Below are 26,037 nucleotides of genomic sequence, written 5' to 3' on the forward strand. Positions count from 1 at the left end.
GAGTCCTCATGCTGCCCTCCATCGACTACCACGACCTGCCGCGCGCCCTGCAGCGCCTGATGGCCCAGGCTTCGGCCGAAGAGCCCGCCACGCTGCCCCGCCGCAGCTTCCTCAAGATGGCCGGTGCCGGCGGCCTCGCGCTCGGCGCCTTTCCCCACCTGGCCATGGCGCAGGCCGATGGTGCAAAGCCAGCGGCCGGCGGCCTCAAGCCGACGCAGCAACCCTCGGCCTTCGTGCAGATCGCGCCCAGCGGCGAAGTCACGGTGACCATCAACCGGCTCGAATTCGGCCAGGGCGTGCAGACCGGCCTGCCGATGATCCTGGCCGAGGAGCTGGACGCCGACTGGGCGCTGGTGCGCAGCCGCAACGGCACGAACGATGCGGCATACGCAGACCCGCTGTTCGGCATGCACCTGACCGGCGGCTCCAATTCGATCAAGAACAGCTTCACGCAGTACCGCGAACTCGGCGCCCGCGCCCGGGCCATGCTGCTGTCGGCTGCGGCGGCGCGCTGGAAGGTCGACCCGGCCACGCTGCGCACGCAGGCCGGCACGGTGCTGGGCCCGGGCGGCCGCAAACTGGGCTACGGCGAACTGGCCGAGGCGGCCATGGCGCTGCCGGTGCCCGAGAAGGTCACGTTGAAGAACCCCAAGGACTTCCGGATCATCGGCCGCGCAACGACGCGCCTGGACGCGCGCGCCAAGAGCAGCGGAAAGCAGGACTTCGGCATCGACGTGCGGCAGCCGGGCCAGCTCACGGCCGTGGTGGCGCATCCGCCGGTGTTCGGCGCCCGCCTGGCCTCGGTGGACGACAGCGCCGCGCGCGCCGTCAAGGGCGTGAAGGCAGTGGTGCGCATCCCGCTGGACCGCGGCGCCGAAGGCGTGGCCGTGGTGGCCGACGGCTACTGGCCGGCCAAGCTGGGCCGCGACGCGCTGAAGCTGCAATGGGACACGGCCGCCGTGGAAAAGGTGGACAGCGACAAGCAACTGGTCCAATACCGTGACCTCGCCGGCCGTCCCGGCAATCGCAAGTTCGACGCCGACATGGCACCGCTGGCCACCGCGCCGCGCAAGCTCGAGGCCGAGTTCGTGTTTCCGTACCTCGCGCACGCGCCGATGGAGCCGCTGAACTGCACCGTGAAACTGTCGGACGGACGCGCCGAACTGTGGGTCGGCACCCAGAGCGCCGACCTCGACGGCCAGGCTGCGGCACGCACGCTGAAGCTCGATCCCGCGCAGGTGAAGGTGAACGTGCAGATGGCGGGCGGCGGTTTCGGCCGGCGCTTCGTGGGCTCGAGCGACTTCGTGGTCGAGGCCTGCGAGATCGCCAAGGCCACGCGCGCGGCAGGCCTCGACGCGCCCGTGCGCCTGCTGTGGAGCCGCGAGGACGACATCAAGGGCGGCTACTACCGCCCCATGCACCTGCACCGCGCGCGCATCGGCTTCGACGAGCGAGGCAAGATCCTGGCTTGGGACCACGTCATCGTGGGCCAGTCCATCACCGCGGGCACGGTGTTCGCCGGGATGATGGTGAAGGATGGCATCGACGCCACGGCCGTCGAGGGCATGCGCGATCCGTACCCGGTGCCGATGCGCCTCACGGTACACCATCCGCAGGTCAACGTGCCGGTGCTGTGGTGGCGCAGCGTGGGTTCCACCCACACCGCCTTCGTGATGGAAACACTGATCGACGAGATCGCCCGCAGCACCAGGCAGGACCCGGTGGCCTACCGCATGCAGCTGTTCGGCGACAAGCACCCGCGCCATCGCGCCGCGCTGCAGCTGGCCGTGGACAAGAGCGGCTACGGCAAGAAGAAGCTGGCGGATGGCCGCGCCTGGGGCGTGGCGGTGCACGAGTCCTTCGAATCTGTGGTGGCCTACGTGGTGGAAGCCTCGGTCAAGGACGGCCAGCCGGTGCTGCACCGCGTGACCAGCGGCGTGCACTGCAACCTCGCCGTCAACCCGCGCAGCGTGGAGGCGCAGGTGCAGGGCGCGGCGGTGATGGGGCTGTCGACCTGCCTGCAAGGCAGCGCGATCACGCTGAAGGACGGCGTGGTGCAGCAGGGCAACTTCGGCGACTTCACCGTGGCGCGCATCACGCAGGTGCCGGAGTTCGACATCCACATCGTGCCCAGCGCCGATGCGCCCAAGGGGATGGGCGAGCCCGGCCTGCCGCCGCTGGCGCCCGCGTTCGCCAATGCCGTCGCGCAGCTGACGGGCAAGCCTTTGCGGCAACTGCCTTTCAACCTGGCCTGATACGGGATTGCGTTCGAAGGGGGTTGTCCTTTCGAACGCAGCCCCGGGCTAGATCGCCGCGGGCACGCTGCTCGCGCGCGCCTCGCCGTGCACGTCCTGCGGAGCCAGCGAGGGCGGCGACAGCTTCGGCTGGTTGCGCGCCACCATGCCCTCGGGCTTCATGCGGAACAGCTGTGCCAGCGCCGCGCGGTACTGCGCCTCGCCGACCGAGTTGGTGTTGTGGTGCGAGCCGCCTTCGACCAGCACGAACAGCTTGGGCACGGTGGCCGCGTCGTAGAGCTTGCGGCCCAGCGTGGGGTTGATCAGGCTGTCGGCCGTGCCATGCACCACCAGCAGCGGCGCACCGATGTCCTTGACGGTGTTGATGGCCTCGAAGCGCTGCGTGATGAGGGCCCCGAAGGGAAGCCAGCCCCACTTGAAGCCGCTGACCACGTCGGCGATGGAAGTGAACGTGCTCTCCACGATGGTGCCGCTTTCGTCGTTCACATGCGCCGCCAGGTCGATGCCGATGGCGCCGCCCAGCGAGTGGCCGAAGATGTAGCGGTGCTGCCTGGGATGGCGCGCAGCCAGCCAGGTCCAGGCGGCGCGGGCGTCCTCGCGGGCCGACTCTTCCGAGGGCAGGCCCTTGGAGCTCTTGCCGAAGCCGCGGTAGTCGATCGCCAGCACCGAGAAGCCCAGCTCGTGCATGCGCTGGATGCGCGGCGCCGAGCCGGCCACGTTGTAGCGGGCGCCGTGCAGGTACAGCAGCACGGGCGTGTCAGTGGTCTCGGGCGCGCCGCCCAGCCACAGGCCGTGCAGGCGGGCGGGCTCACCGGTGGTGGACGACTGGAAATCGATCCACACGTCTTCCATGCCCTTGGCCATGGTGGCGGTATTGCCCCAGCTGCTATCGCTGGGCTGAAAGATCCATTCGCGCTGCCGCTCGTCGAGCGTCGAGCAGCCGGCGGCCAGCAGGGCACACAGCGAGAGGACAGACGCGAGGAGGGTCCAGCGTTTCATCATGGGGTTGAAAGACAGCAGAGCCGGCTGAAAAGTTCATCTGCTTTCACCGAGGTGCGCCGACACTGCACTTTGGTAACCCCCCGAAACAACGCTCGCTGGCGCCTTGACGAACCTATGCAACGTACGTGCCCACAATTCCGATGACGGCGGAAAACCCTAGAAAAAAGGCCTAAAAACGCGGATCTGCCTATCGGCCGCGCATGAACAGCGAATCGAGCTCGCGGATCGACAGCTGGCGCCAGGTCGGCCGGCCGTGGTTGCACTGGTCCGAACGTTCTGTTGCTTCCATCTGGCGTAACAGTGCGTTCATCTCGTCGATGGTGAGCTTTCGGTTGGCCCGCACTGCCCCGTGGCAGGCCATGGTGGACAGCAGTTCGTTCTGGGCGCGTTGCACCACGGTGCTCGCGTCGTGCTGGCCCAGCTCGGCCAGCACGCTGCGCGCCAGTTCCACCGGATCGCCGTCGGCCAGTGTTCCGGGCACGGCACGCACCGCGAGGGTGCGCGCCGAGAAGGGGGTGATTTCCAGGCCCAGCGTCGGCAGCACTTCGGCGCAGGCTTCGGCCGTGGCCACTTCCTGCGGCGTGGCGGCGAAGGTGGCCGGGATCAGCAGCGGCTGGCTGGCGATGGCCGCGCCGTCGAGCTGCGTCTTGAGCCGCTCGTAGACGATGCGCTCGTGCGCAGCGTGCATGTCGACGATCACCAGGCCCTGGCTGTTCTCGGCCAGGATGTAGATGCCCTGCAGTTGGGCCAGCGCGCGGCCCAGCGGCCAGGCCCCCTCGTTGGTGGCGAGGGGGGCGGTGTCGGCGCGGTCGTCCGCGGGCAGCCCTGCGGATGGCGGGAACGTCGTCGCAACCGCACTGGCGGAAGGCCAAAGGAGCGAGGCGGTGGGCTCCGCCGTATGCGCCAACTGCTCGCTGCGCCTGGGCCACATGGCCTCGAAGTCGCCGGCGCCGCGTTCCCGCGCCGTGAAATTGATGCCGGGCTGCGCCCAACTGGCGTTCGATGGCAGCGGGGCCTGCTTGAAGAACGGCTGCGGTGCGCCCGCGGCCACCACGGCGTCGCCCGCGCGTGGAGCCGCCAGCGCGTCCTCGATGGCGTGGCGCACCGCCTGGTGCACCTCGCGCCCGTCGCGAAAGCGCACTTCGATCTTGGTCGGATGCACGTTCACGTCGACGCGCGCCGGATCGATTTCGAGGTACAGCGCATAGATCGGCTGGCGCTGTCCGTGCAGCACGTCTTCGTACGCGCTGCGCACTGCGTGCGAGAGCACCTTGTCGCGCACGAAGCGGCCGTTGACGTAGAAGAACTGCTGGTCGCCGCGCGAGCGCGCCGCATCGGGAATGCCGGCGCGGCCGATCACGCGCACCGGGCCGCCTTCGCGCTCGACGGCCACGCTCTGCGCCACGAAATCGTCGCTCAGTGCGTCGGCCAGCCGCTGCTCGCGCGTGGTGGCGGCGCGCCACTGCTCGACCAGCTTGCCGTCATGCCAGACCGAAAAGCCCACCTCCGGCCGTGCCAGCGCGTGGCGGCGCACCGCCTCGATGCAATGGGCCAGTTCGGTGGCGTCGGTCTTCAGGAACTTGCGGCGCGCGGGGGTTGCGAAGAACAGCTCGCGCACCTCGACCGTGGTGCCGGTGGAGCGGGCCACGGGCCGCAATTCGCCGGTGCGGCCGTCGAGTGCGAAGGCACCCTCGGAACCGGCGAAGCGCGAAAGGATGCTGAGTTCGGCGATCGCATTGATGGCGGCCAGCGCTTCGCCGCGGAATCCCATGGTGCCGACCGTTTCGAGGTCGTTGAGGCTCGCGATCTTGCTGGTCGCGTGGCGGCGCAGGGCCACCGTGAGTTCCTCGCGCGGGATGCCCAGGCCGTCGTCCTCGACCGAGATCAGCCGCACGCCGCCCGAGGCCAGCCGCACCGTGATCTGGCCGGCGCCGGCGTCGAGCGCGTTGTCCAGCAGTTCGCGCACCACCGAGGCGGGGCGCTCGACGACTTCGCCGGCGGCGATCTGGCTGATCAGCTCGTCGGGGAGTTCGCGGATGGGGCGGCGTTCGGTGGGGGAGATGGAAGTGGGGAGGGCGCTCACCGGGGCATTCTAAAAGCGGTGCTCGTTCAGGCGCTGGCCCGCATCGGTGGCACGCGTATGTGCGGCATGGGGTGATTGGCAGGGCGTTCGGTGGCAGCAAGGATAATCCGCCCCCATGGAAATCATCAGCTTTCTCGTCGACTTCATCCTTCACGTCGACAAGCACCTCGAAGCCTTCGTCATTGCCTACGGGCCCTGGGTCTATGCGCTGCTGTTCCTCATCGTCTTCGTAGAGACCGGCGCGGTGGTGATGCCGTTCCTGCCCGGGGACTCGCTGCTCTTCATCGTGGGCGCGCTGTGCGGCGTGGGGCTCATGAGCTTTCCGCTGGCCTGCGGGATCCTCATCGCCGCGGCCATCCTGGGCGACCAGTGCAACTATTCGATCGGCCGCTACTTCGGGCCGAAGGTGTTCCAGTGGGAGAACTCGCGCTTCTTCAACCGCAAGGCCTTCGACCAGGCCCACGGCTTCTACGAGCGCTATGGCGGCATCACGATCATCCTTGCGCGTTTCATGCCCTTCATCCGCACCTTCGCGCCGTTCGTGGCCGGCGTGGCCGAGATGAGCCGCGCGAAGTTCACCATGTACAACGTGATCGGCGGGCTCCTCTGGGTGCTGGGCATCGCGACCGCGGGTTACTTCTTCGGCAACCTGCCCTTCGTGCGTCAGCATCTGGACAAGATCATCTGGGCGCTGATCTTCGTGCCCGGCCTGCTCGCGATCTTTGGCGCGTGGCGTGCATCGAAGGCAGAGAAGGAGCGCGCGGCGCGGGCCTGACGACTTGCTCCATCAACGACAAAGCGCGCCAATCGGCGCGCTTTGTCGTTCAGGCTGCTATCAGTAGTTCGGCCCGTTGCCCGGGTAGTAGCCGCTGCCCCGCGGATAGCGCTGCTGGTTGTAGTAGTAGTTGCGCTCGTCGGCACTGCGACCGATCTGGTTGCCGATGACGCCGCCGATGGCCGCGCCACCCACCGTGCTTGCGGTGTTGCCGCCGATGGCATTGCCCACCAGCGCGCCGCCTACGGCGCCTACCCCGGTCCCGAGATTCTGGTTAGGGCCGCTCGCGCAGCCTGCAATCGCCATGACCGAAGTGGCTGCGGCTGCAGCGATCCAGAGACGTGTGTTCATGATGTCCACCTTTCGAGGAGTGATGAGTCATCATGTCCGCAAGGCGGTGCCCCGGTGTAGGAGCCTGCCGCACCTGCCTGTGCGGTGTAGCGGGCCGCACGGCGTGGGACGGAAGGCGTGCTTTGGCTTTACAAAAGCCGCAGCGCGAGATCAGAGCTGCCGGCTGCGTGCCAGAGGCGGGTTCTGGGCGAAATAGCGCTGGATGCCGCGCATCAGCGCATCGGCCAGGTTCTCCTGGTAGTCGACACGGCGAAGGTTGGCTTCTTCTTCCGGGTTGCTGATGAAGGCGGTCTCCACCAGCACGCTCGGGATGTCCGGCGCCTTCAGCACCGCGAAGCCGGCCTGTTCGACCTGCCCCTTGTGCAGCCGCGCACCGATGCCCTTGATCTCGCCGAGCATTGCGCCACCCAGCTTCAGGCTGTCGTTGATCTGCGCGGTCGTGCTCATGTCGAGCAGCGCGCGCTGTACCTGAGCCTCGTGATTGCCGACGTTCACGCCGCCAACCTTGTCGGCGTCGTTTTCCTTGTTGGCGAGCCAGCGCGCCGCGCTGCTCGACGCGCCGCTCTGGCTCAGCGCGAAAACGCTGGCGCCGCGCGCGGCGGGCGTGGTGAAGGCATCGGCATGGATGCTCACGAACAGGTCGGCCTGCACGCGCCGCGCCTTCTGCACGCGCACACCCAGCGGCACGAAGAAGTCGGCGTCGCGCGTGAGAAACGCGCGCATCGGGCTGCCGTTCACGCTGCTCGCGTTGATGCGCTCGCGCAGCCGGTGCGCCACCTGCAGCACGATGTCTTTCTCGCGCGTGCCGTTGGGTCCGATGGCGCCGGGGTCTTCGCCGCCATGGCCGGGGTCGAGCGCCACGATGATGATGCGGTCGGTGCGGCTCGCCGTGGCGTCACCGCGTCCGGCGGCTACCGGCGGCGCGACGGGCCTGGCGGGTGCCGCGGCCACCGCAGGCGGCGGGGGAGTCAGGGGCACGGGCAGTCCCGTCGGGCGCTCGCTGCCGGTCACCACGGGCGGCGGCGGTGCGGGTGGGCCGGGACGCACCGCCTGCTGTGCCATCAGGTCGCCCAGCGGATCGACGGCCGACGGGGCGAGGCGTGCCGGTGCGGGCGGTGCGCCGGCCACGGCTGCGGAGCTGTTGTTGCTGTTGCCGCTGCGGGGCGCATCGCGCAGGCGCTCGGCGATCAGCGCTTCCATCGGATCGACCGCCTGCTCGGGATACAGGTCGAGCACCAATCGGTGCTTGTATGCAGCCACGGGCGCGAGCGAGAACACCTGCGGCACCACGGCCTGCTTCAGGTCGAAAACGATGCGCACCACCTTCGGCGCGTTCTGGCCGACGCGCAGGCCGTTGATGTACGGGTCACCCGGCTTGATCTTGCCGACCAGTTCGCGCAGCTCGGGGCTGAGCTCGATGCCTTCAATGTCGACGGCCAGGCGCGGCGGGCTGCCGACCACGAGCTGCTGCGAACTGAGCCGCGCATCGGACTCGATGGTCACGCGCGTGTAGTCGGCCGCCGGCCAGACGCGCACCGCGAGGATGGTGGCGCCGCGTGCGATCTGGTGCACGCCGAGCATCAGCGCGATGCTGCCGCCCTGCAGCAGCACGCGCCGTTTCAGGCCGCGCCCCTTCATGCGGCGGTGCGCGCCAGCAGATCGCTGCCGCGAGGGGTGTTCGCGAGGAGGGTCACGCTGCGTGTGTCGTCGGTCATTGCTTCTATTTTAATAGCGAGGTCGGCAACTGGTGTGCGGCCCGCGGCGTTCTCCGGCCATTCGGCCAGCTTGAGGCCCGGCCCTGCGAAGATGTCGCGGAAGCCGGCGTCGTCCCATTCGCGCGGATCGGCGAAGCGGTAGAAGTCGAAATGGAAGATCTGCAGGCCGTCGGGCGCTTCGTGGGGCTCGACCACCGCGTAGGTGGGGCTCTTGATACGGCCCGCGATGCCGAGCGCGCGCAGCAGGTGGCGTACGAAAGTGGTCTTGCCGGCGCCGAGGTCGCCTTGCAGCGCGATGAAGGCGTCGCGCAATGCGGGCGAAGCGGCCAGCGATCGCGCGAAGGCGTCGGTGTCGGCTTCGCTGCACCAGCGCAGGATGCGGGTGTTCTTGTGCGTTTCTACAATCGGCAAGTGATCGTCAGCCATCCACTCGTTGTTCGTATTCGGGCTTTGGCCCGGGAGCTCGGATTCTCCCAAATCGGGATCGCGGGCGTCGATCTATCGAGCGCCGAGGACGGTCTGATGCAATGGCTGGCCCATGGGTTCCATGGCGAGATGCAATACATGGCAACACACGGCACGCGCCGTGCCCGTCCGGCCGAACTGGTGCCGGGCACGGTGAGCGTGATCACCGCGCGCATGGACTATCTGCCGCGCAGCACAGAGTCCGAGTGGCAGGCCATCGAGTTCGACCGCCTCACGCGGCCCGGCGAAGCCATCGTCTCGGTCTATGCGCGCGGCCGCGACTACCACAAGGTGCTGCGCAACCGCCTCGCAAAACTGGCCGAGCGCATCGCGCAAGAGGTCGGGCCTTTCGGCCACCGCGCCTTCACCGACTCGGCCCCCGTGCTCGAAGCCGAGCTGGCCTCGCGCAGCGGGCAGGGCTGGCGCGGCAAGCACACGCTGATACTGGACCGCAACGCGGGCTCGATGTTCTTCCTGGGCGAGATCTACGTCGACATGGAACTGCCGCCGAGCGAGCCCGTCACGGCGCACTGCGGCAGCTGCAGTGCCTGCATCGACATCTGCCCCACGCGAGCCATCCTCGCGCCGCAGCGGCTGGATGCGCGGCGCTGCATCTCGTATCTCACCATCGAGCACGGCGGGCCCATTCCGGTGGAGTTGCGCCCCCTGATGGGCAACCGCATCTACGGCTGCGACGACTGCCAGCTGATCTGCCCCTGGAACAAGTTCGCGAAGAAGAGCGAGCTGCCCGACTTCGATGCGCGCGAAGGGCTCACGGGACGCACGCTGGCCGAGCTCTTTGCGTGGACGGAAGAAGATTTTTTGCGCCGCACCGAGGGCAGTCCCATTCGCCGCATCGGGCATGAGCGCTGGCTGCGCAACATCGCCGTGGCACTGGGCAATGCGGCGAGAGCAGGCGAGGCCGGTGCGCTGGAGGCGCTGGCGACACGCGCCGGGCATTCGAGCGAACTCGTGCGCGAGCATGTCGCGTGGGGCCTGGCGCAGCAGGCCGCGGGCTGACACTTCAGGCCGGCAGGATCTCGCGCACGCGCTCCCGCGGCCGGCACATCAGCGTGCCGCGCGGCGACACCACGATGGGCCGCTGCAGCAGGATCGGATGCTCGACGATGGCGTCGAGCAGCTGGTCGTCGGTCCATTTCGGATCGGCCAGCTTCAGTTCTTCGTATGGCGCTTCCTTGGCGCGCAGCAGATCGCGCGCACCCATGTTCATCGCCTTCGCCAGCTCGCGCAGCTTCTTCTTCGATGGCGGCGTCTCCAGGTACAGCACGATCTCGGGCTCCACGCCGCTCTCGCGGATCAGCGACAGCACGTTGCGCGAGGTGCTGCAGTTGGGCTTGTGATAGATCGTCATCGGATAGGCGGTGGTCGGCGTGCGTGCGGTCATGGGGTCGAAGGGGTCGTGGTGAAGGGAAAGCGCGCCGCCCAGAAGTCTGCCAGCCGGGGATCGGCATCCACGAGGCGAACCACCCGCGCCATGCGCGGCGCCACGCGGTAGAAGCGCGTGCGCTGCGGCGTCCAGCGCGACATCACGGTCACGTACAGGTCGAGCATGCTCAGCTTCTCGCCGAGCAGGTAGGGCGCGGGCTCGTCGATCTGTGTGTCCATCAGGTGCCAGCAGTGCGCGATGCGCTCGGCGGTGCGTTCGAGCATCACGGCCTGCGCGGCCGGGTCGGGCGTGAGGCGCGTGGGTTCGTCGCGCACCCAGAACAGCGAATAGATGGACGCCGACAGGTAAACCATCCAGCGCAGGTAGCGCGCGCGCAGCGGATCGCCGGGCGCGGGGCAGAGCCCGGCCTCGGGGTAGCGGTCGCCGAGCCAGATCAGGATGGCCGCGCTCTCGGTCATCAACTCGCCCGAAGGCAGCACGAGGGCGGGCACCTGCCGCATCGGATTGATGCTCGACATGCGTTCGCGCTCGGCCTCGCTTTCCCAGGGGGAGATTTCGACGGTTTCGACCTGCGCGCCGATCAGCGTCAGCGCGGCGTGTATGGGGGTGGCGCCCGAACCGGGCGCTCCGTAGAGGGTGTAGCGGTCTTCTCTGGGGGATGGTGATGAAGAACTCATCCCCCCAGATTACTGCAGGCTTGCGCCTGTTGTCACGCCGCCAGCAGCGCGTCGACCTTCTTCAGCCCTTCGAGCGTCTTGAAGCAGGCCTCGGCCACTTCCGTGCCCTTGACCGCGAAGTGGCGGTGGAAGTACTTGCGGTGCTCCACGTGCTCGTGGAAATGATGCGGCGTGAGCACGGCCGAGAAGATCGGCACGTCGGTTTCCAGTTGCAGCGACATCAGCGTGCTGACTACCGTGTTCGCCACGAACTCGTGGCGGTAGATGCCGCCGTCGACCACCAGCGCGCACCCGATGATGGCCGCGTATTTGCCCGAGCTGGCGAGCCGCTTGGCGTGCAGCGGGATCTCGAAGGCGCCCGGCACGTCGAAGATGTCGATGCGTTCGCGGGCCACGCCAAGGCGCGCCATTTCTTCGAGGAAGGCGTCGCGTGCCTGGTGGACGATGTCCGAATGCCATTGCGCTTCGACGAAGGCGATGCGCTCGCCACGCGATGCATTCGACGCGGTGATGGCGGAGAGGGGAAGGTCGTTGATCTGACTCATGGTGTGCCTCTGAAAGCAGGTTTCCTGAATCAGGGCGCACGAAACCGCAAGGCAGGCCGCGCGCTCACGGCAGAACGCGCGGGCTCGCCCGCATTTCGCGCTCTCTTTCATCCGGACTGTGACCGTCGGCTTCGGAATCGCACCGAAATCTGCTGACCCCTAGGCCTGCTTGCGCAGCCTCGGGCGCTCGCGGGCTTGTGCGGTTTTTTACGCCGCCATCACCGCCGGTGGGGAATTGCACCCCGCCCTGAGAACGCTTGCCGTCCGGCGAACCGGACAACGGCGCGATTCTAGAAGCCCGTTGCCGCGCGCGGTTGTCGCCCGCGCGCCAGACCTTCGGGCGCAAGGGGATTTTGTCCGGGCTCAGCGCCCGGCCAGGAACTGCGTCATGCGGTGCAGTTCGTCGTCCAGCGCCGCGCGGAAGGCCGCGTCGCGTGGCTTCTTGCCGGCGTAGCCGAAAGCCGGCTGCAGCCGGCCCTCGGGCGCCGTCACGTTGGCCCAGCCGATCACTCGGTCGTGCAGGAGCATCGGCAGCGCGTAGTAGCCGAACTGGCGCTTGGGCGCCGGCGTGTAGGCCTCGAACTTGTACGTCCAGTCCCATAGCAACTCGAAGCGGCGGCGGTCCCACACGACCGGATCGAACGGCGCCAGCAGGCGCACCGCGTCGTCGGGGGCGTGCCGGCGCGAGACGGGGTTCTCGTCGGCAGGCCAGTACCACGTAGTGCCGTCGATGCGGCAGCTCGCGAGTTCTTCGCGGGCGATGCGCAGAGCCGCCTGCGTCTGCTGCGACAGGTGCGGCGCGCCATAGCCGAGCAGCCGCACGAGGTACGTCAGGCTCGCGGCCGGCAGAGGCGCGTACTTGCGCACCACCAGTTCGATCAGCGCGGCGGCGCGTTGGGCGCGGCCGGCGGGGCTGTCGTCGGCGGGCTGATGCGTCACGGCTTCGTAGACGCGCGTGCCGCTGTCGCGCCGCACCACGCGCAGCATGCCGCGGTAGTGCATCTCGTCGAGAAGGTGCGTGGTCGCGTTGCTGGAACCGCCCCAGTAGTTCTTGATGCGGCCGTGTGCAAAGTGCTGTTCCACCTGCCGCGGGTGCACGGGGCCGTGTTCCCGCACGTAGGCGAGCACATCGGCTGCCTTGCGCCGCGTGTCGGCGTCCCATGCGCGCTTGGCTTCGCGCGGATGCATCAGCGCCAAGTGCTCGCGCGGCAGGAAGCCGTAGTTGACGAGGCAGTCTTCCTCGATGGCGAGCCGCGTGTAGCGGTTCTCGAGATCGCCTGCGCGGTAGTCTTTCACGCGATGGCGCAGGGTGAGGTCTTGCGCGCGCGCCGGTGCGCGGATCGGATCGGCCTGCACGAAGCCGAGCCGGCGGATCGCGCCCGGCAGCGTGGTCGGCTTGAACAGGGTGCGCGCTATTGCGTATCGGCGCAGGTCGTCGAGGGTCGTGGCAGCCATGGGCGAATTGCAGCACAGGTGGCTGCTGTTCGCGAGGTGTTCAGGGCGCGCTCACGCCGACGGGGTGCCTTGCTCCGCGAATGTCCTCCGACCCCTTCGGCCTCCCCCTGTATTTCGCTGCGCAAGGCACCCCGCCGGCGTGAGCGTTCAGCAGAGCGGTTGGACTGCCGGCGCTAGCGGAGCAGAACCCGAGCGCCTAGACGGCCCGCTTGTGCCGCTCGATGCAAACATCCAGCGTCTCTTCGCCGGCCCGTTGCCACCAATCGAGGTTCGAAAAGATCTCGACCTCGCTGAACCCAGCGAAACCCGCGTCCTCCACCCAGCCGCGGATCTTCTTCAGTTCGACCACGCCATCGCCCATCATCCCGCGGTCGGAGAGCAGGTCGCGCGTGGGCGTGAGCCAGTCGCAGACGTGGTAAGCCAGCAACCGCTCGCGGCCGGCGCGGGCGATCTGCTGCTGCAGCTTCGGGTCCCACCACACGTGGTAGATGTCCAGGGCCACGCCGAGCATGCCGGTCTTGTCCGCATCGAGTTCGTCGCACAGGTCGAGCGCGTGTTCCAGCGTGTTGATGCACGCGCGGTCGGCCGCCTGCATCGGGTGCAGGGGCTCGATGGCCAGCGGCATGCCGGCTTCGCGGGCGTATTCGAGCGAGGCTGCGATGCCGTCGTGCACCTCGCCGCGCGCGCGGCCGATGTCCTTGTAGGCGGCCTTGCCTTCGAGCGCACCGGGCAACGCGCCGACCACGAGCACCAGGCAGGGTGCACCGAGCGTCTTCGCTTCGTCGATGGCGCGGCGGTTGTCGTCGAGCGCAGCTTTCAGGCCTGCAGCGTCGGGTGCGGGAAAGAAGCCGCCCCGGCAGTAGCCCGACAGGCCGATGCCGTGCGCTTTCAGCTGCTTGGCCACCTTGTCGAGCCCGACAGCCGTTACCTGGTCACGCCAGGGGCTGATGGCGCGGATGCCGCGTTCGGCGCACTGGTCGATGATTCGGTCGAGCGGCACCTCGGAGCCCGACTGCTTGCGGATGGTGGCGGTGTTGATCGACAGCCAGTCGTGGTTCTGCGAGAAATCGCGCATGGCCTTGCTCATCCTTCCACGCCGTGCAGTGCCAGCAGCGTCTTCATGCGCCGAACGGCCAGCTCGGGTTGCTCCAGCAGGTTCGCCGCATCGGCCAGCCTGAACAGTTCGGCGAAGTGCTGCAGCGAACGCGTGCTCTGCTGGCCGCCCACCATCGTGAAGTGCTTCTGGTGGCCGTTGAGCCAGGCCATGAACACCACGCCGGTCTTGTAGAAGCGCGTGGGCGCCGCGAAGATGTGGCGCGACAGCGGCACCGTGGGGCCGAGGATCGCGTGGAACTTCTCGGTGTGGCCCTGGGCCAGTGCGCCCAGCGCGGCGCTCGCGGCGGGAGCGATGGCGTCGAAGATGCCAAGCAGTGCGTCGCTCTGGCCGTGCGTCGGCTCATTTCCGAACCCGTCGCCCGCAATCAGCTCGGCGTAGTTGAAATCGTCGCCCGTGTACATGCGAACGCCCTGAGGCAGCCGCCGGCGCATCGCGATTTCCTTGTCCTTGTCGAGCAGCGAGATCTTGATGCCGTCGACCTTGCCTGGATGCGCCGCGATGATGCCCACGGCGGTGTCCATCGCTGCATCGACATCCTTCGTGCCCCAATAGCCGGCCAGCGCCGGGTCGAACATGTCGCCGAGCCAGTGCAGCACCACCGGCTGCTTCGCCTGGCGCAGGATGCGGTCGTACACGCGCTCGTAGTCGGCCGGGCTCTTGGCCACGCGGGCCAGCGCTCGGCTGGCCATCACGATGAGCTTGCCGCCGAGCGCCTCGATGGCGGCCATCTGCTCTTCGTAGCCGCGGATCACGTCGTCGGCGCTCTTCACGTCGTCGATGTTGAGGTGGTCGGTGCCGCAACCCGAAGCGACCAGCGCGCCCGGCACGTCCTTCGCGGCATCGAGCGAGCGTCGGATCAGCTCCAGCGAGGTCGGCCAGTCGAGCCCCATGCCGCGCTGCGCGGTGTCCATGGCCTCGGCCACGCCCAGGCCCAGCGAGAACAGGTGGCGGCGGTAGGCGATGGTGGTGTCCCAGTCGATCGCGCACTGCAGCCATGGGTCGATGGCCGCGAGCGGGTCGGCTACGACGTGCGCGGCCGAGTAGGCGATGCGGTTGAACTTGACGCACGCATCGGGCTTGACCGGTGCGCTGCCGCGCAGGGCGTAGGGCGCGAGGGCGCCGCTCGCGGTGGGGAGGGTCAGCGAAAGTGCCATGCTGCCTGCCTCAGACTTTCAGCGCGGGCACGTCGACCCAGCGGCGGTCCTTCCACGACTCGAGTGCGGCCTCGACCAGCTGCACGCCCTTGGCGCCTTCGGGCAGCGTCCATTTGTAGGGCTCGTTCTCGACCACGTGGCGAATGAAGTGCTCCCACTGGATCTTGAAGCCGTTGTCGTAGACCTGCGAATCCGGAATCTCCTGCCACTGGTCGAAGAAGTTCATGGTCTGCTTCTCGTCGGGGTTCCACACCGGGCGCGGCGTGGCGACGCGGCTCTGCGCGCGGCAGCTCGACAAGCCCGCGACGGCGGAGCCATCGGTGCCGTCCACATGGAAGGTCACGAGGTCGTCGCGGCGCACGCGCGTCGCCCAGCTCATGTTGATCTGCGCGATCACCGGCTCGCCGTTGTGGCCCGTGAGTTCGCAGGTGGCATAGGCGGCATCGTCGGCGGTGGCTTCGTAGGGTTTGCCGGCTTCGTCCCAGCGCTTCGGGATGTGAGTGGTACCCAGGCAGCTCACCGACTTCACTTCGCCGAACAGGTTGTCCAGCACATAGCGCCAGTGGCACATCATGTCCAGGATCATCCCGCCGCCGTCTTCCTTGCGGTAGTTCCAGCTCGGGCGCTGGATGGGCTGCAGGTCGCCCTCGAACACCCAGTAGCCGAACTCCAGGCGCACGCTGAGCATGCGGCCGAAGAAGCCGGCGCGGCGCAGCATGTCGAGCTTGCGCAGGCCCGGGAGAAAGAGCTTGTCCTGCACCGCGCCATGCTTCAAGCCGGATCCTTCGGCCAGGCGCGCGATCTCAACGGCTTCGTTCAGGTTGGTGGCGATCGGCTTCTCGCAGTACACGTGCTTCCCGGCGCGGATGGCCTTGGCCAACAGCATGGGGCGCATCTGCGTGGTGCCGGCATCGAAGAAGAGGGAGTCGTCCTTGTTCTCGAGCGCCTTGTCGAGATCGGTGCCCCAGCGCGCGATGTCGTGGGCCTTGGCAAGCGCTTCCATCTTCTCGGCGTTGCGGCCGATGAGGATCGGGTCGGGCATGACCTTGTCGCCGTTCGACAGCGTCACGCCGCCTTGCGCGCGAATGGCGCAGATCGAGCGGATCAGGTGCTGGTTCATGCCCATGCGGCCGGTGACGCCGTGCATGATGATTCCTAGACGTTGGGTGGCCATCGTTTTCTTCCTTGAGATGCGAGAGAGATTGAGAAGTCGGCTTCAGTAGACGGAACGCATGGCGTCCCAGGAGATGCCGGCGCCGGGTCTGCCGGTGGCGAAGCCGGGCGCGGTGGTAAGCGAGGACAGGTCGAGCTGGCCCTCGCGGATGGCGAGGCGCACAGCGCCGTCGCTCAGTTCGTACAGGCCCGGGTGGGCGCGCAGCAGGGCCTGCTGTTCGGCTTCGGGCGCCGCGGCCAGGCCGTTGACATAGTGGTGGCCGTTGCGCTCGACGTGCGACAGGCCGAGCCATGCGACCAGTGCCAGGTCTTGCTGCACGCCCAGGCCGGCCTGCATGGTCAAGTCTTCGCCTGAGAGAAAGTAGCGTGCGGCGTCATCGGTCGAGTTCCACTGCGCGCAGCGCGCCGCGTTGACGACCGACTTGTAGAAACCCTTGCAACTCTTGCTCGACACCCCGGTGTAGCCCAGCGCGCGGGCCTGCACGAAGGCATCGAGCGTGGCGTCCGATTCGTCGATGAGCAGCGCAATGCGCTTGCCCAGCGCGGACACGTCGCGCTGCAGCGCCGCGTCGCGGCGGATCGGCTGTTCGACGAAGACCGTCTTCTGCGCGAGCTTCCAGAGCACGGGCGTGGACAGCATGCGGTCCAGGAAGGTGGCGAACGCATCGGCGTCGGCGTATTGCTCGTTGCCATCGAGCGTCACCAACTGCGCGTGCTCGTCGATGACGTGGGCGATGCGTTGGAGGCGCGCGATGTCCTGTGCGGTGTTGCCGCACAGCTTGAGCTTGAAGTGCGTGAGGCCGTAGCGGCGCACGGCGGCTTCGAGAGTCCTCGGAAGGCCGTCGGCGGGGGCGTCCGGCAGGGCGTCGTAGTCGTCGATGGCATCGGCCAGGCCCACCGTATGGCGCGCCGCGATGCGAGTGCGCGGCGATTGCTTCGCCAGGAAGGCCGGCATGTCGAAGCCGGTGAGGTCATCCGCGAGGCCGCTGCCTGCGATGTCGAGGCCGCAGAGGTTGCCGCTCATGGCCGTCGCGAAGCTCACGCCACTGCGCAGGCACAGCGCGTCGAGCAGGGCGCGGTCGATCAGTGCAGGGCCGTAGCTGGCCACCAGCGGTTGCAGACCCTTGGCCTTGGCGCGCGCCTGCAGCGCCGCGTAGTTCGATGCGAAGTGTGTCCACGCGGTTTGCGCATCGGGCTCGGCGATATAGGCCTTGCGCGCATCGCGCAGCGCAAAGCGCAGTTGCTCGAAGTTCTGTTCGTTGGTGAGCGCCGGGTTCTTGTCGAACCACTTGGGCACCATCATCTCGGCGGCGCAGCCCTCGGCCGTGCGGCCGTTTGAAAAGCGGATGCGGGCTTTCACATAGACCTGCGGGCAGGCCGTGACGGTCGCCGCACCGAAGCGGAACGGCAGCCGCAGCGCCACGTCGCGCTCGGCAAAGCGGATCTCCTCGACATGAAAACGGACTGCATCCATGGCCGGTGCCTTCAGTGGTCCAGGATGCCTTGCGAGAAGAAATGCGCGCGCACCAGCTTCGTGTACGCGCCGAACTCGGCTGAGCCCATCATGTCGAGCGTGCGGGGGCGCGGCAGGTCGATGTCGTAAACAGCGGCAATCGAACCTGGCCGCTCGCTCATCACGATCACGCGGTCCGACAGGAAGATCGCCTCGGGGATGCTGTGGGTGATCAGCATCACCGTCTTCTTCGACGCCATCCAGATGCGCTGCAGCTCAAGGTTCATCTTCTCGCGCGTCATCGCGTCGAGCGCACCGAAGGGCTCGTCCATCAGCAGCACCGACGGGTCGTGCAGCAGCGCGCGGCAGATCGAGGCGCGTTGCTGCATGCCGCCCGAGAGCTGCCAGGGGTACTTGCCCTCGAAGCCCTTGAGGCCAGCCATTTCCATCAGCTCGCGTGCGCGGGCTTGCGAGGCCGCCTTGGGCAGGTGGCGCATCTCGGCTTGCAGCAGGATGTTGTCTTCCACGCTGCGCCAGGGCAGCAGCACCGCGCTCTGGAACACAATGCCCACGTCCTTCTGCGGCCCCTTGATCGGCTTGCCCGCCAGCGTGAGCTCGCCGCCGCTGATGGGCAGCAGGCCCGCCACCATCTTCAGCAGCGTGCTCTTACCGCAGCCCGAGGGGCCGACGACGGAGACGAACTCGCCTTCCTTGACGGAGAAGGCTAGAGGCTTGAGCGACTCGACCGGGCCGTCCTTGCTTTGGTAGGTCTTCGAGACGCCGCGCGCCTCGATCAGGACATCACTGGACATGGAGAGTAGTTAAAGGACGGAAGCGGACGAGGCGCCGGGATGCTGAGGTCTTTTCGGGGAACACCGCGGAACCGGCTTTGCCGGGCCGCAGGTGTTGCCCCCGGTAGGGGGAAGGAGAAGCGACACGAAGTGCGCGGAGCCTGGGGGCGAGCCTGCTTACGGCAGGAAGTCGAGGGTCACGTAGTCTTCAGGCTTGCCGCGCGTCGACGGGTCCATGCCGCCGTACTGCACCAGCAGGTCGAGCGAGTCGTTCACGTTCTTCATCGCGACGCGGAACGGGCGCTGGTTGGCCGTTTCCTTCGTGTGATAGAGCGCCACGCTCTGCTTCATGCCCACGATCAGCGTGTCGCGCACGCCTGCTTTAGGGTTGGCCTTGAGCATCGCATCGACAGCGGCTTCTGGGCTCTTCTCGGCGGCTTCGGCGGCCTTGGTCGAGGCGCGCATGAAGCGCTTCACGAGGTCGGGGTTCTCGGTCAGAAGGTTCTTGTTGGCGATGATTCCGGAGCTGATCTGGTTCACGCCGGAGTCGGCAAAGCGGATCGGCGTCACGGGCTTGCCGGTAGCGTCCTGCAGCTTGATCGCCTGGTCCATCACATAGCCCAGCAGCAGGTCGGCCTGGCCGTTGGTCACTGCATTGAGCTTGGTCTGGGCGTCCCCCGAGACGATCTTCACCTGGTCCGGCGAGATGTTGTTGACCTTGAGGAACAGCGGCCACATCTGGGACATCGAATCGCCGGGCGTGACGGCCACGGTCTTGCCGACGATGTCCTTCGGCACCCTGATGTTCTTCTCGGTGAAGCCCATGACCGACATCGGACTCACCTGGAACAGCACGCCGGTCGACTTCAGCGGCGCGCCCTTGGCGGCGGCCTTGATCATGGTCGTGACGTCGATGTAGCCGAAGGTGGCCGACTTGGCGGCCACCGCCTGCGCGGTGACGGCGGAGCCGCGGCCCTCCTGGATCTCGAGGTCGATGCCTTCGTCGGCGTAGAAGCCCTTTTCCCTGCCGAGGAAGAAGGGCGCGTGCTCGCTGTAGAGGTACCAGTTGAGCATCAGCGTGACCTTGTCCTTGGGCTTGTCGGCCTGCGCGTGGGCGGGAGCGATAGCGAAGGTGACGAGCGCTGCGGCGGCGAGCAGCGAGGGAAGCAGCTTCTTCATGGTCTTGTCTCCGGGAGTTGTTGGCTTGGCGAAGGAACTCATTGGGCGTGGCGCTGCGAGGCGTGCCACGGAATCATCACGCGCTCGATGAGGTCGACGGCGACGAAAAGAATCACGCCGATGCTCGACAGCACGACCAGCGCGGCGAACATCAGCGGCAGGTCGAAGTTGCCGTTGGCCACCTGCAGCACGTAGCCGATGCCCGAGTTGGAGCCGACGAACTCGCCGACCACCGCACCCACCACGGCCAGCGTGACCGACACCTTCAGGCCGCTGAAGATCGCGGGCATGGCTTGCGGCAGGCTGATCTTGAAGAAGGTCTGCAGGCGGCTCGCGCCCATCGAGCGGGCCAGGTCGAGCATGTCGGGCTCGACCGACTTGAAGCCCATCACCGTGGACACGACCACCGGGAAGAAGCCCAGCAGGAAGGCGCTGATCACCTTCGGGAAGATGCCGAAGCCGAACCACACCACGAACAGCGGCGCGATCGCCACCTTGGGGATGCTCTGCGAGAACACCAGCAGCGGGTACACGTACGACTCGACGACGCGCGAGTAGGCGATGACCATCGCGATCGGAATGCCGATCAGGATCGTCAGGCCGAAGCCGCCGAGCGTGGCGAGCGTGGTCTTCCAGCTCTCGCCGAGCAGGCGCGGCCATTCGGCGACGAGCTGCTTCACGACCTCCCACGGCGGCGGGATCAGGTAGGCCGGAATCCTGAAGAGGCGGATTGCCAGGTCCCACAGCACCAGCAGCAACAGGATCAGGATGAAAGGACGCAGGGCCGGAGAGAGCAGGAGCTTGCGGAACATGGCGGGCATCGAGGCGTGCGTGCGTGTCTACTGCTGCACCGACAGGCCGGCGGCCTTCACGAGCTGCGCGTTGCTGGCGATTTCTTCCTTGATGTAGGCGTCGAACTGCTCGGGCTTGAGCGTCCATGCATCGGCGCCGAGCTTGGCGAAGCGCTCCTTCACCTCGGGCGAGGCCAGCGCCTTCGCCACTTCGGCGTTCAGCCGCTCGACGATGTCGCGCGGGGTCCTGGCGGGCGCCATCATTCCGATCCAGAAGTTGAATTCGGAGCCGGGCACGCCGGCTTCGGTGGTCGTGGGCACGTCGGGCAGGGCGGCGGCGCGCTTGGGCGAACCGACGGCCAGCGCCAGCAGCTGGCCTTCCTTGATCTGGCCGATGACCGGTGCGATGGGCGAGAAGTAATAGTCGACGCGGCCCGAGAGCACCTCGGTGACGGCCTCGCCCGATCCCTTGAAGGGGATGTTGGTGGCGTCAATCTTCGCGGCCATCTTGAATTTCTCGGCGTTCAGGTGCGTGGCGCTGCCTTGGCCGGCAGAGGCGAAGTTCATGCTGCCGGGCTTGGCGCGCGCGGCGGCAAGCAGCTGCGGCAGCGTCTTGATGTTCTTCGTGGGCGAGATGACCAGCGCGTTGGGCAGCGACGAGATAGGGGTGACGCCTGCGAAGTCGTGCAGCGTGTCGAAGGGCAGCTTGGCGAAGGTCGAGGGGCTCACCGTATGCGACGACGAGTGGATCATCACCGTGTAGCCGTCGGGCGTGGCCGTGGCCACCGCCTGCTGGCCGATGGTGCCGCTCGCGCCGCCTCGGTTGTCGATGACCAGCGCCTGGCCCATGCTGAGGCTCATCTTGTCGGCGATGGCACGCGCAATGATGTCGGTGGTGCTGCCGGCCGCGAAGGGCACGACCACACGGATCGGCTTGCTGGGGTAGGCGCCCTGCGCGGAGGCCACGCACGGCAGCAGGGCAAGGACGCAGGTCAGCGAGGCAAGGAACTTCATGGAATGTCTCCGCGCGGTCGGGCCGTCTTCTCGAATCGATCAATTCACCATTGAGTGAATTATTCATTGTAGAAACGGCTGCGCCGCAGCGTCAACGGCTGCTGCCTAGTGAATACCCGGGGTGTGCGAAGGTGCGCTGAGGCTCAGTGCAGGACGTAGCCCAGCACGAGGTCGGTCATGTGCGAGAGGCGTTGCGCCATTGCCTTGGGTGCGCGCAGGTCGCGCCCGAAGATGGCCGACAGCGTGTGGTTGTTCGAGAGATAGAAGTAGCAGAGCGACGCGATGGAGATGTACAGCTGCACCGGGTCCACGCCGGCGCGGAACAGCTTGTCGCGGCGGCCGCGCTCGAGCACCGTGTCGAGCAGCTGCACCAGTGGCGAGTTCATTTCCTGGATGCGTTCGGAGCGTTTCAGGTGTGCCGCGCAGTGCAGGTTCTCGCTGTTGAGCAGCGTGATGAACTCGGGGTGCTCGAGGTAGTAGTGCCAGGTGAAGGACACCAGCTGGCGGATGGCCTCGACCGGCTCGATCTCGTCGAGGTGCAGGCGCTGCTCGGCCGCGCGGATGTCGGCGTAGACGCGCTCCAGCACCGCGAGGAACAGATCGTCCTTGCTGCCGAAGTAGTAGTAGATGAGGCGCTTGTTGAGGCCTGCGCGCTCGGCGATGCTGTCCATGCGCGCACCGGCAAGGCCGCGCTCCGCGAACTCGTCGCGTGCGGACGCGAGGATGGCGAGCTGCGAACGGTCTGCGTCGCGCGAGCGGGGCTCGAGCGCTTCGGGCGTGGGTTCCTTGGGGGCCTTCATGGCGAGAATTTAACCAATTGGTGAATTAACGCAAGGCACCTGGAGTGGGCACAGAGAATTGCCGAGGACATTGCAGCTGAGGTTCTACTTCTCATGAGTACATCACAACCCGCGGGCCACCTGATCGTCGAGTGCCGGGTCGGATCCCGCGCTCGGCGAAGCAGCGGCACTCGCAGGGTCGAACGCGGCGCTGCAGGCGAAAAAAAAGCCCGCAGAGCGGGCTTCTTGATTCAGGAGCGCGAAGCCCCCGAGCGCTTACTTGACGTGCTTGCCGATCAGCGCGGCCAGCTCGAACATCGACACTTGCGGCTTGCCGAAGATTTCCTTCAGCTTGGCGTCGGCGTTGATGTTGCGCTTGTTGGCCTTGTCTTGCAGGTTGTTCTTCTTGATGTAGTCCCACAGCTTGCTCACCACAGCGGTGCGCGGCAGAGGCGTCGAACCGACCACAGCGGCCAGGGCCGGGCTGGGGGTCAGGGCCTTCATGAACGCAGCGTTGGGGGTGCGCTTCTTGGCGGGAGCGGCCTTCTTTGCAGGAGCCTTCTTCGCGGGAGCAGCCTTCTTTGCAGGAGCAGCCTTCTTGGCGGGTGCCGCAGCCTTCTTCGCGGGAGCGGCCTTCTTTGCAGGAGCCGCAGCCTTCTTCGCGGGAGCGGCCTTCTTTGCCGGAGCTTTCTTGGCCGGAGCCTTCTTTGCAGTTGCCATGGTTGATTTCCTTTTTTGGTTGAACGTTCACCAATGAAAAACTTGCGTCTCCAGTGGCAATGCGGATGCTAAATGAGAAGAAACGCGTTTCCAAGGGAAAAAGCGCTTTTTTCATTGGGAGCTGTTGTTTTTTCAGAGGGGAGAAGCGCGCTTTTTCACGTTCGGCGACCGGGCCACGTTGCAAGCACCACGCCCACGAGCGCGATCACGAACGCAACCAGCTGTGGCGAAGAGAGGCTTTCACCCAGTACGAGCACGCCCACGAGGGCCGCGCTCACGGGCAGCATCACGGCGAAAACGCCCGCCTGTGCGGCTGGTACGTGGCGAAGTCCGGTCATCCAGAGCCACACCGTCCAGATGCTCGCGGCAAGCGCGTAGGCCACGAGCAGCGCCCAGGTGCCGAAGCGCACCGAGGTGAAGTCGAACTGCAGCGCGAACCAGATGCCGAAGGGCATCGAGAGCACGAAGCCCCAGAGATTGATGAGCGAGGCGATGCGCTTGGGCCCCAGCCGCCCCGTGAGCGACTTGCCGATCACCGCATACGCCGTCTCGCACAGCACCGCGCAGAACACCAGCAGGTTGCCGAGCCAGGGCATGGACGATTGCGTGGAGGCGGGCGATGCCCGCGCGTGCGCTGGCGACAACGCGAGCAGGCCGATGCCGAGCGCGGCGCAGCCGATGGCCAGGCCGATGCGCACGGTGATGCGTTCGCGCAGGAAGAGCCAGCTCGCGACGGCCACGCATGCGGGGATCGACGCCATGATCACGCCCGCGGACACAGCACTCGTCAGGCTCACGCCGAACAGCATGCAGATCGAGAACATGAAGTTGCCGAGGAAGGACTCGAGGAACACCAGCCAGCGCGTGCGCGCCGCCATCGGTGGCTCGTCGGTCGCGCGCTTGAGCCAATGCGGCATGGCCAGCGCGGCGATGCCGAAGCGCAGCCAAGCAAGCAGCAGCACCGGAAAGGCCGCAACAAGAGGTTTGGAAAGGGCGACGTAGCCGCCGACGAGCGACATGCTCAAGGCCAGGCAGCCGTAGGCCACGAGGCGGCCTGATGCAGGGGTAGCGGAGTTCAATAGACTGAAGCCATGTAGTTGCGGAGAAAGCGATTTCGATGATGCCCCACGTTTTTGTCTACGGCACGCTGCGCCGCGGCGGGCGCAACGACATCGCGCGCTACCGGCCCGCGCCGGCGTGGATCGGCGAGGCGGGCATCGCCGGCACGCTGTACGACCTGGGCGCCTATCCGGGCGTCGTGCTGGGTGGGACGCGGCGTGTGAGGGGCGAGGTCTACGTCATCGAGCCCGCCGTCGAGGCGGCGCTCGATGTGCTCGAAGAGGTGGCTGCCGACGGCTCGGGTGAGTACATCAAACGACAGGTGCGGGTGGAGGTTGGCAGCCATTGGTTCGACTGCCTGGTCTACGAGATCCATCCAGCGCGCATCGCGGGCCGTCGTGTGATCGAAAGCGGCGACTGGATCGCACATGCGGCGCGCGGCGATGCCCGGTTTTCACAACCGAAAGACTGATTGCGCATAGCGAAATCCACAACTGTTGCGCTGCAATATTTTTTCTCAATATGAGAAAAATAATTTTGTATTGAGAAATATCTCGATAAGTTGTTGATTTTGTTTGATGAAAAATATGTCTTATATAAGACATAAGAGTCTGCGATTCGATTAAAGTAACTCCACGGCCGCAGCGCCAAACTTCAATCAACCTCACGGAGTGACCATGCCCCAGACCCTCACAGAACAACTGAGCCGCGAACAGCAGATCGCCGCCCTCGAAAAAGAATGGGCCACCGACCCCCGCTGGAAGGGTGTCAAGCGCGGCTACAGCGCGGCAGACGTCGTGCGCCTGCGCGGTTCCTTCCCCATCGAGCACACGCTGGCCAAGCGCGGTGCCGAGAAACTCTGGGACAAGATCAACGGCGGCGCCAAGAAGGGCTACGTGAACGCGTTCGGCGCTATCTCCGCCGGCCAGGCGATGCAGCAGGCCAAGGCCGGCCTGGAAGCCGTGTACCTGTCGGGCTGGCAGGTCGCCGCCGACGGCAACACGTCGGAGACGATGTACCCCGACCAGTCGCTCTATGCGTACGACTCGGTGCCGACGATGGTCCGTCGCATCAACAACACCTTCCGCCGCGCGGACGAAATCCAGTGGGGCCGCGGCATCAACCCCGGCGACAAGGAATTCATCGACTACTTCCTGCCCATCGTTGCCGACGCGGAAGCCGGTTTCGGCGGTGTGCTCAACGCCTTCGAACTCATGAAGAACATGATTGCCTCGGGCGCGGCCGGCGTGCACTTCGAAGACCAGCTGGCCGCCGTGAAGAAGTGCGGCCACATGGGTGGCAAGGTGCTCGTGCCGACACAGGAAGCCTGCGAGAAGCTGATCTCGGCACGCTTTGCCGCCGACGTCATGGGCGTGCCCACCATCGTGCTGGCCCGCACCGACGCGGAAGCCGCGAACCTGATCACCTCCGACCACGACGCCAACGACAAGCCCTTCCTGACGGGCGAGCGCACGCAGGAAGGCTTCTACCGCGTGAAGAACGGCCTGGAGCAAGCCATCAGCCGCGGCGTGGCCTACGCGCCCTACGCCGACCTGGTGTGGTGCGAAACCGGCGTGCCGGACATCGGCTTCGCCCGCGAATTCGCACAGGCGGTGCACGCTGCCTGCCCCGGCAAGCTGCTGTCGTACAACTGCTCGCCTTCCTTCAACTGGAAGAAGAACCTCGACGACAAGCAAATCGCCTCGTTCCAGGAAGACCTGTCGGAGCTGGGCTACAAGTACCAGTTCATCACGCTGGCCGGCATCCACGTCAACTGGTTCAACACCTTCCAGTTCGCCCACGCCTATGCCCGCGGCGAAGGCATGAAGCACTACGTCAACATGGTGCAGGAACCCGAGTTCGCCGCGCGCGACAAGGGCTACACCTTCGTGTCGCACCAGCAGGAAGTGGGCGCGGGTTACTTCGACGACGTGACCACCGTGATCCAGGGCGGCTCGTCCAGTGTGAAGGCGCTGTCGGGTTCGACCGAGGAAGAGCAGTTCCACTGATCCGCGGACGCGGTTTTCGCTGTCACTCTCGAGCCCGGCCACGCGCCGGGCTTTTTTATGGGCAACC

Annotated in this window: 25 protein-coding genes and 1 riboswitch; of the genes, 5 read left to right on the plus strand and 20 right to left on the minus strand. The window is 66.7% G+C overall.

The window, feature by feature from the left end:
* The first annotated feature begins 8 nt into the window (after positions 1 to 8).
* Positions 9 to 2,255, plus strand: coding sequence for a xanthine dehydrogenase family protein molybdopterin-binding subunit (locus ACEN9N_RS05555; RefSeq protein ID WP_007836577.1), 2,247 nt, complete (start codon positions 9 to 11; stop codon positions 2,253 to 2,255).
* 48 nt (positions 2,256 to 2,303) lie between these two features.
* Here ACEN9N_RS05555 and ACEN9N_RS05560 read toward each other — a convergent pair whose 3' ends face one another.
* Together ACEN9N_RS05560 and mutL are read right to left on the minus strand one after the other, a co-directional pair.
* Positions 2,304 to 3,254 (minus strand): alpha/beta hydrolase, encoded by a 951-nt coding sequence (locus ACEN9N_RS05560; protein WP_237726147.1) that lies wholly within the window; start codon positions 3,252 to 3,254, stop codon positions 2,304 to 2,306.
* 190 nt (positions 3,255 to 3,444) lie between these two features.
* Complete coding sequence (gene mutL, locus ACEN9N_RS05565) at positions 3,445 to 5,340, minus strand: DNA mismatch repair endonuclease MutL (RefSeq protein ID WP_495655530.1); 1,896 nt, start codon at positions 5,338 to 5,340, stop codon at positions 3,445 to 3,447.
* 115 nt (positions 5,341 to 5,455) lie between these two features.
* On the opposite strand from mutL, the gene ACEN9N_RS05570 reads away from it, so the two are divergent.
* On the plus strand, positions 5,456 to 6,115 hold the full coding sequence (locus ACEN9N_RS05570; RefSeq protein ID WP_007836574.1) for a DedA family protein: 660 nt from the start codon (positions 5,456 to 5,458) through the stop codon (positions 6,113 to 6,115).
* Between the two features lie 60 nt (positions 6,116 to 6,175).
* On the opposite strand, the gene ACEN9N_RS05575 is transcribed toward ACEN9N_RS05570, so the two are convergent.
* The 3 genes from ACEN9N_RS05575 to tsaE all read right to left on the minus strand — a co-directional run bounded on the left by ACEN9N_RS05575 (position 6,176) and on the right by tsaE (position 8,607).
* Positions 6,176 to 6,466 carry a YMGG-like glycine zipper-containing protein gene (locus ACEN9N_RS05575; RefSeq protein WP_413312509.1) on the minus strand — a complete coding sequence of 97 codons (291 nt, stop codon included), beginning with the start codon at positions 6,464 to 6,466 and terminating at the stop codon, positions 6,176 to 6,178.
* Positions 6,467 to 6,616: 150 nt separating this feature from the next.
* Positions 6,617 to 8,104: an N-acetylmuramoyl-L-alanine amidase gene (locus tag ACEN9N_RS05580; protein ID WP_413312507.1), complete on the minus strand. Its 1,488-nt coding sequence runs from the start codon at positions 8,102 to 8,104 to the stop codon at positions 6,617 to 6,619.
* Positions 8,101 to 8,607 carry a tRNA (adenosine(37)-N6)-threonylcarbamoyltransferase complex ATPase subunit type 1 TsaE gene (gene tsaE, locus ACEN9N_RS05585; RefSeq protein ID WP_007836569.1) on the minus strand — a complete coding sequence of 169 codons (507 nt, stop codon included), beginning with the start codon at positions 8,605 to 8,607 and terminating at the stop codon, positions 8,101 to 8,103. The genes ACEN9N_RS05580 and tsaE overlap by 4 nt, the downstream gene beginning before the upstream one ends.
* On the opposite strand from tsaE, the gene queG reads away from it, so the two are divergent.
* Complete coding sequence (gene queG, locus ACEN9N_RS05590) at positions 8,593 to 9,666, plus strand: tRNA epoxyqueuosine(34) reductase QueG (protein ID WP_495655531.1); 1,074 nt, start codon at positions 8,593 to 8,595, stop codon at positions 9,664 to 9,666. The two genes, tsaE and queG, sit on opposite strands and share 15 nt — an antisense overlap.
* Before the next feature lie 4 nt (positions 9,667 to 9,670).
* Here the strand turns inward: queG and arsC are convergent, their stop codons facing one another.
* From arsC to ACEN9N_RS05665, 15 genes are all read right to left on the minus strand, one after another.
* Positions 9,671 to 10,051 (minus strand): arsenate reductase (glutaredoxin), encoded by a 381-nt coding sequence (arsC, locus tag ACEN9N_RS05595; protein ID WP_495655532.1) that lies wholly within the window; start codon positions 10,049 to 10,051, stop codon positions 9,671 to 9,673.
* The gene (locus tag ACEN9N_RS05600) at positions 10,048 to 10,731 is read right to left on the minus strand and encodes a glutathione S-transferase family protein (protein WP_413312501.1); all 684 of its coding nucleotides are present in this window, start codon (positions 10,729 to 10,731) and stop codon (positions 10,048 to 10,050) included. The genes arsC and ACEN9N_RS05600 overlap by 4 nt, the downstream gene beginning before the upstream one ends.
* Positions 10,732 to 10,763: 32 nt before the next feature.
* A complete protein-coding gene (locus tag ACEN9N_RS05605; protein WP_007836561.1) occupies positions 10,764 to 11,276 on the minus strand; it encodes a 6,7-dimethyl-8-ribityllumazine synthase in 513 nt (170 codons plus the stop codon).
* Positions 11,277 to 11,371: 95 nt separating this feature from the next.
* Positions 11,372 to 11,535, minus strand: a riboswitch (FMN riboswitch).
* Between the two features lie 104 nt (positions 11,536 to 11,639).
* Positions 11,640 to 12,731: a DNA glycosylase AlkZ-like family protein gene (locus tag ACEN9N_RS05610; protein WP_495655533.1), complete on the minus strand. Its 1,092-nt coding sequence runs from the start codon at positions 12,729 to 12,731 to the stop codon at positions 11,640 to 11,642.
* Between the two features lie 196 nt (positions 12,732 to 12,927).
* Entirely contained in the window at positions 12,928 to 13,806 is an 879-nt protein-coding gene (locus ACEN9N_RS05615) for a sugar phosphate isomerase/epimerase family protein (protein ID WP_413312618.1), read from the minus strand.
* An 8-nt stretch (positions 13,807 to 13,814) separates the two neighbouring features.
* The gene (locus ACEN9N_RS05620) at positions 13,815 to 15,002 is read right to left on the minus strand and encodes a dihydrodipicolinate synthase family protein (protein WP_495655534.1); all 1,188 of its coding nucleotides are present in this window, start codon (positions 15,000 to 15,002) and stop codon (positions 13,815 to 13,817) included.
* A 10-nt stretch (positions 15,003 to 15,012) separates the two neighbouring features.
* Complete coding sequence (locus ACEN9N_RS05625) at positions 15,013 to 16,176, minus strand: Gfo/Idh/MocA family protein (protein WP_413312495.1); 1,164 nt, start codon at positions 16,174 to 16,176, stop codon at positions 15,013 to 15,015.
* Between the two features lie 42 nt (positions 16,177 to 16,218).
* Positions 16,219 to 17,649 carry an enolase C-terminal domain-like protein gene (locus tag ACEN9N_RS05630; protein WP_495655535.1) on the minus strand — a complete coding sequence of 477 codons (1,431 nt, stop codon included), beginning with the start codon at positions 17,647 to 17,649 and terminating at the stop codon, positions 16,219 to 16,221.
* 11 nt (positions 17,650 to 17,660) lie between these two features.
* Positions 17,661 to 18,440, minus strand: a complete 780-nt coding sequence (locus tag ACEN9N_RS05635; protein ID WP_413312492.1) for an ABC transporter ATP-binding protein — start codon at positions 18,438 to 18,440, stop codon at positions 17,661 to 17,663.
* A 156-nt stretch (positions 18,441 to 18,596) separates the two neighbouring features.
* The gene (locus ACEN9N_RS05640; RefSeq protein WP_007832482.1) at positions 18,597 to 19,598 is read right to left on the minus strand and encodes an ABC transporter substrate-binding protein; all 1,002 of its coding nucleotides are present in this window, start codon (positions 19,596 to 19,598) and stop codon (positions 18,597 to 18,599) included.
* 38 nt (positions 19,599 to 19,636) lie between these two features.
* Entirely contained in the window at positions 19,637 to 20,410 is a 774-nt protein-coding gene (locus ACEN9N_RS05645) for an ABC transporter permease (RefSeq protein ID WP_042673261.1), read from the minus strand.
* Between the two features lie 27 nt (positions 20,411 to 20,437).
* Positions 20,438 to 21,403 carry a tripartite tricarboxylate transporter substrate binding protein gene (locus ACEN9N_RS05650; protein WP_413312488.1) on the minus strand — a complete coding sequence of 322 codons (966 nt, stop codon included), beginning with the start codon at positions 21,401 to 21,403 and terminating at the stop codon, positions 20,438 to 20,440.
* 143 nt (positions 21,404 to 21,546) lie between these two features.
* Positions 21,547 to 22,203, minus strand: a complete 657-nt coding sequence (locus tag ACEN9N_RS05655) for a TetR/AcrR family transcriptional regulator (protein WP_007832485.1) — start codon at positions 22,201 to 22,203, stop codon at positions 21,547 to 21,549.
* A 255-nt stretch (positions 22,204 to 22,458) separates the two neighbouring features.
* Entirely contained in the window at positions 22,459 to 22,902 is a 444-nt protein-coding gene (locus ACEN9N_RS05660) for an SWIB/MDM2 domain-containing protein (protein WP_007832487.1), read from the minus strand.
* 155 nt (positions 22,903 to 23,057) lie between these two features.
* A complete protein-coding gene (locus tag ACEN9N_RS05665; RefSeq protein WP_495655536.1) occupies positions 23,058 to 23,981 on the minus strand; it encodes a DMT family transporter in 924 nt (307 codons plus the stop codon).
* 38 nt (positions 23,982 to 24,019) lie between these two features.
* Between ACEN9N_RS05665 and ACEN9N_RS05670 the strand changes: the two genes are divergently transcribed.
* A complete protein-coding gene (locus ACEN9N_RS05670; protein ID WP_495655537.1) occupies positions 24,020 to 24,433 on the plus strand; it encodes a gamma-glutamylcyclotransferase family protein in 414 nt (137 codons plus the stop codon).
* A gap of 205 nt (positions 24,434 to 24,638) precedes the next feature.
* The gene (gene aceA / locus ACEN9N_RS05675; protein ID WP_007832492.1) at positions 24,639 to 25,970 is read left to right on the plus strand and encodes an isocitrate lyase; all 1,332 of its coding nucleotides are present in this window, start codon (positions 24,639 to 24,641) and stop codon (positions 25,968 to 25,970) included.
* Positions 25,971 to 26,037 lie beyond the last annotated feature (67 nt).

This window comes from Variovorax sp. Varisp46, from assembly GCF_059491885.1.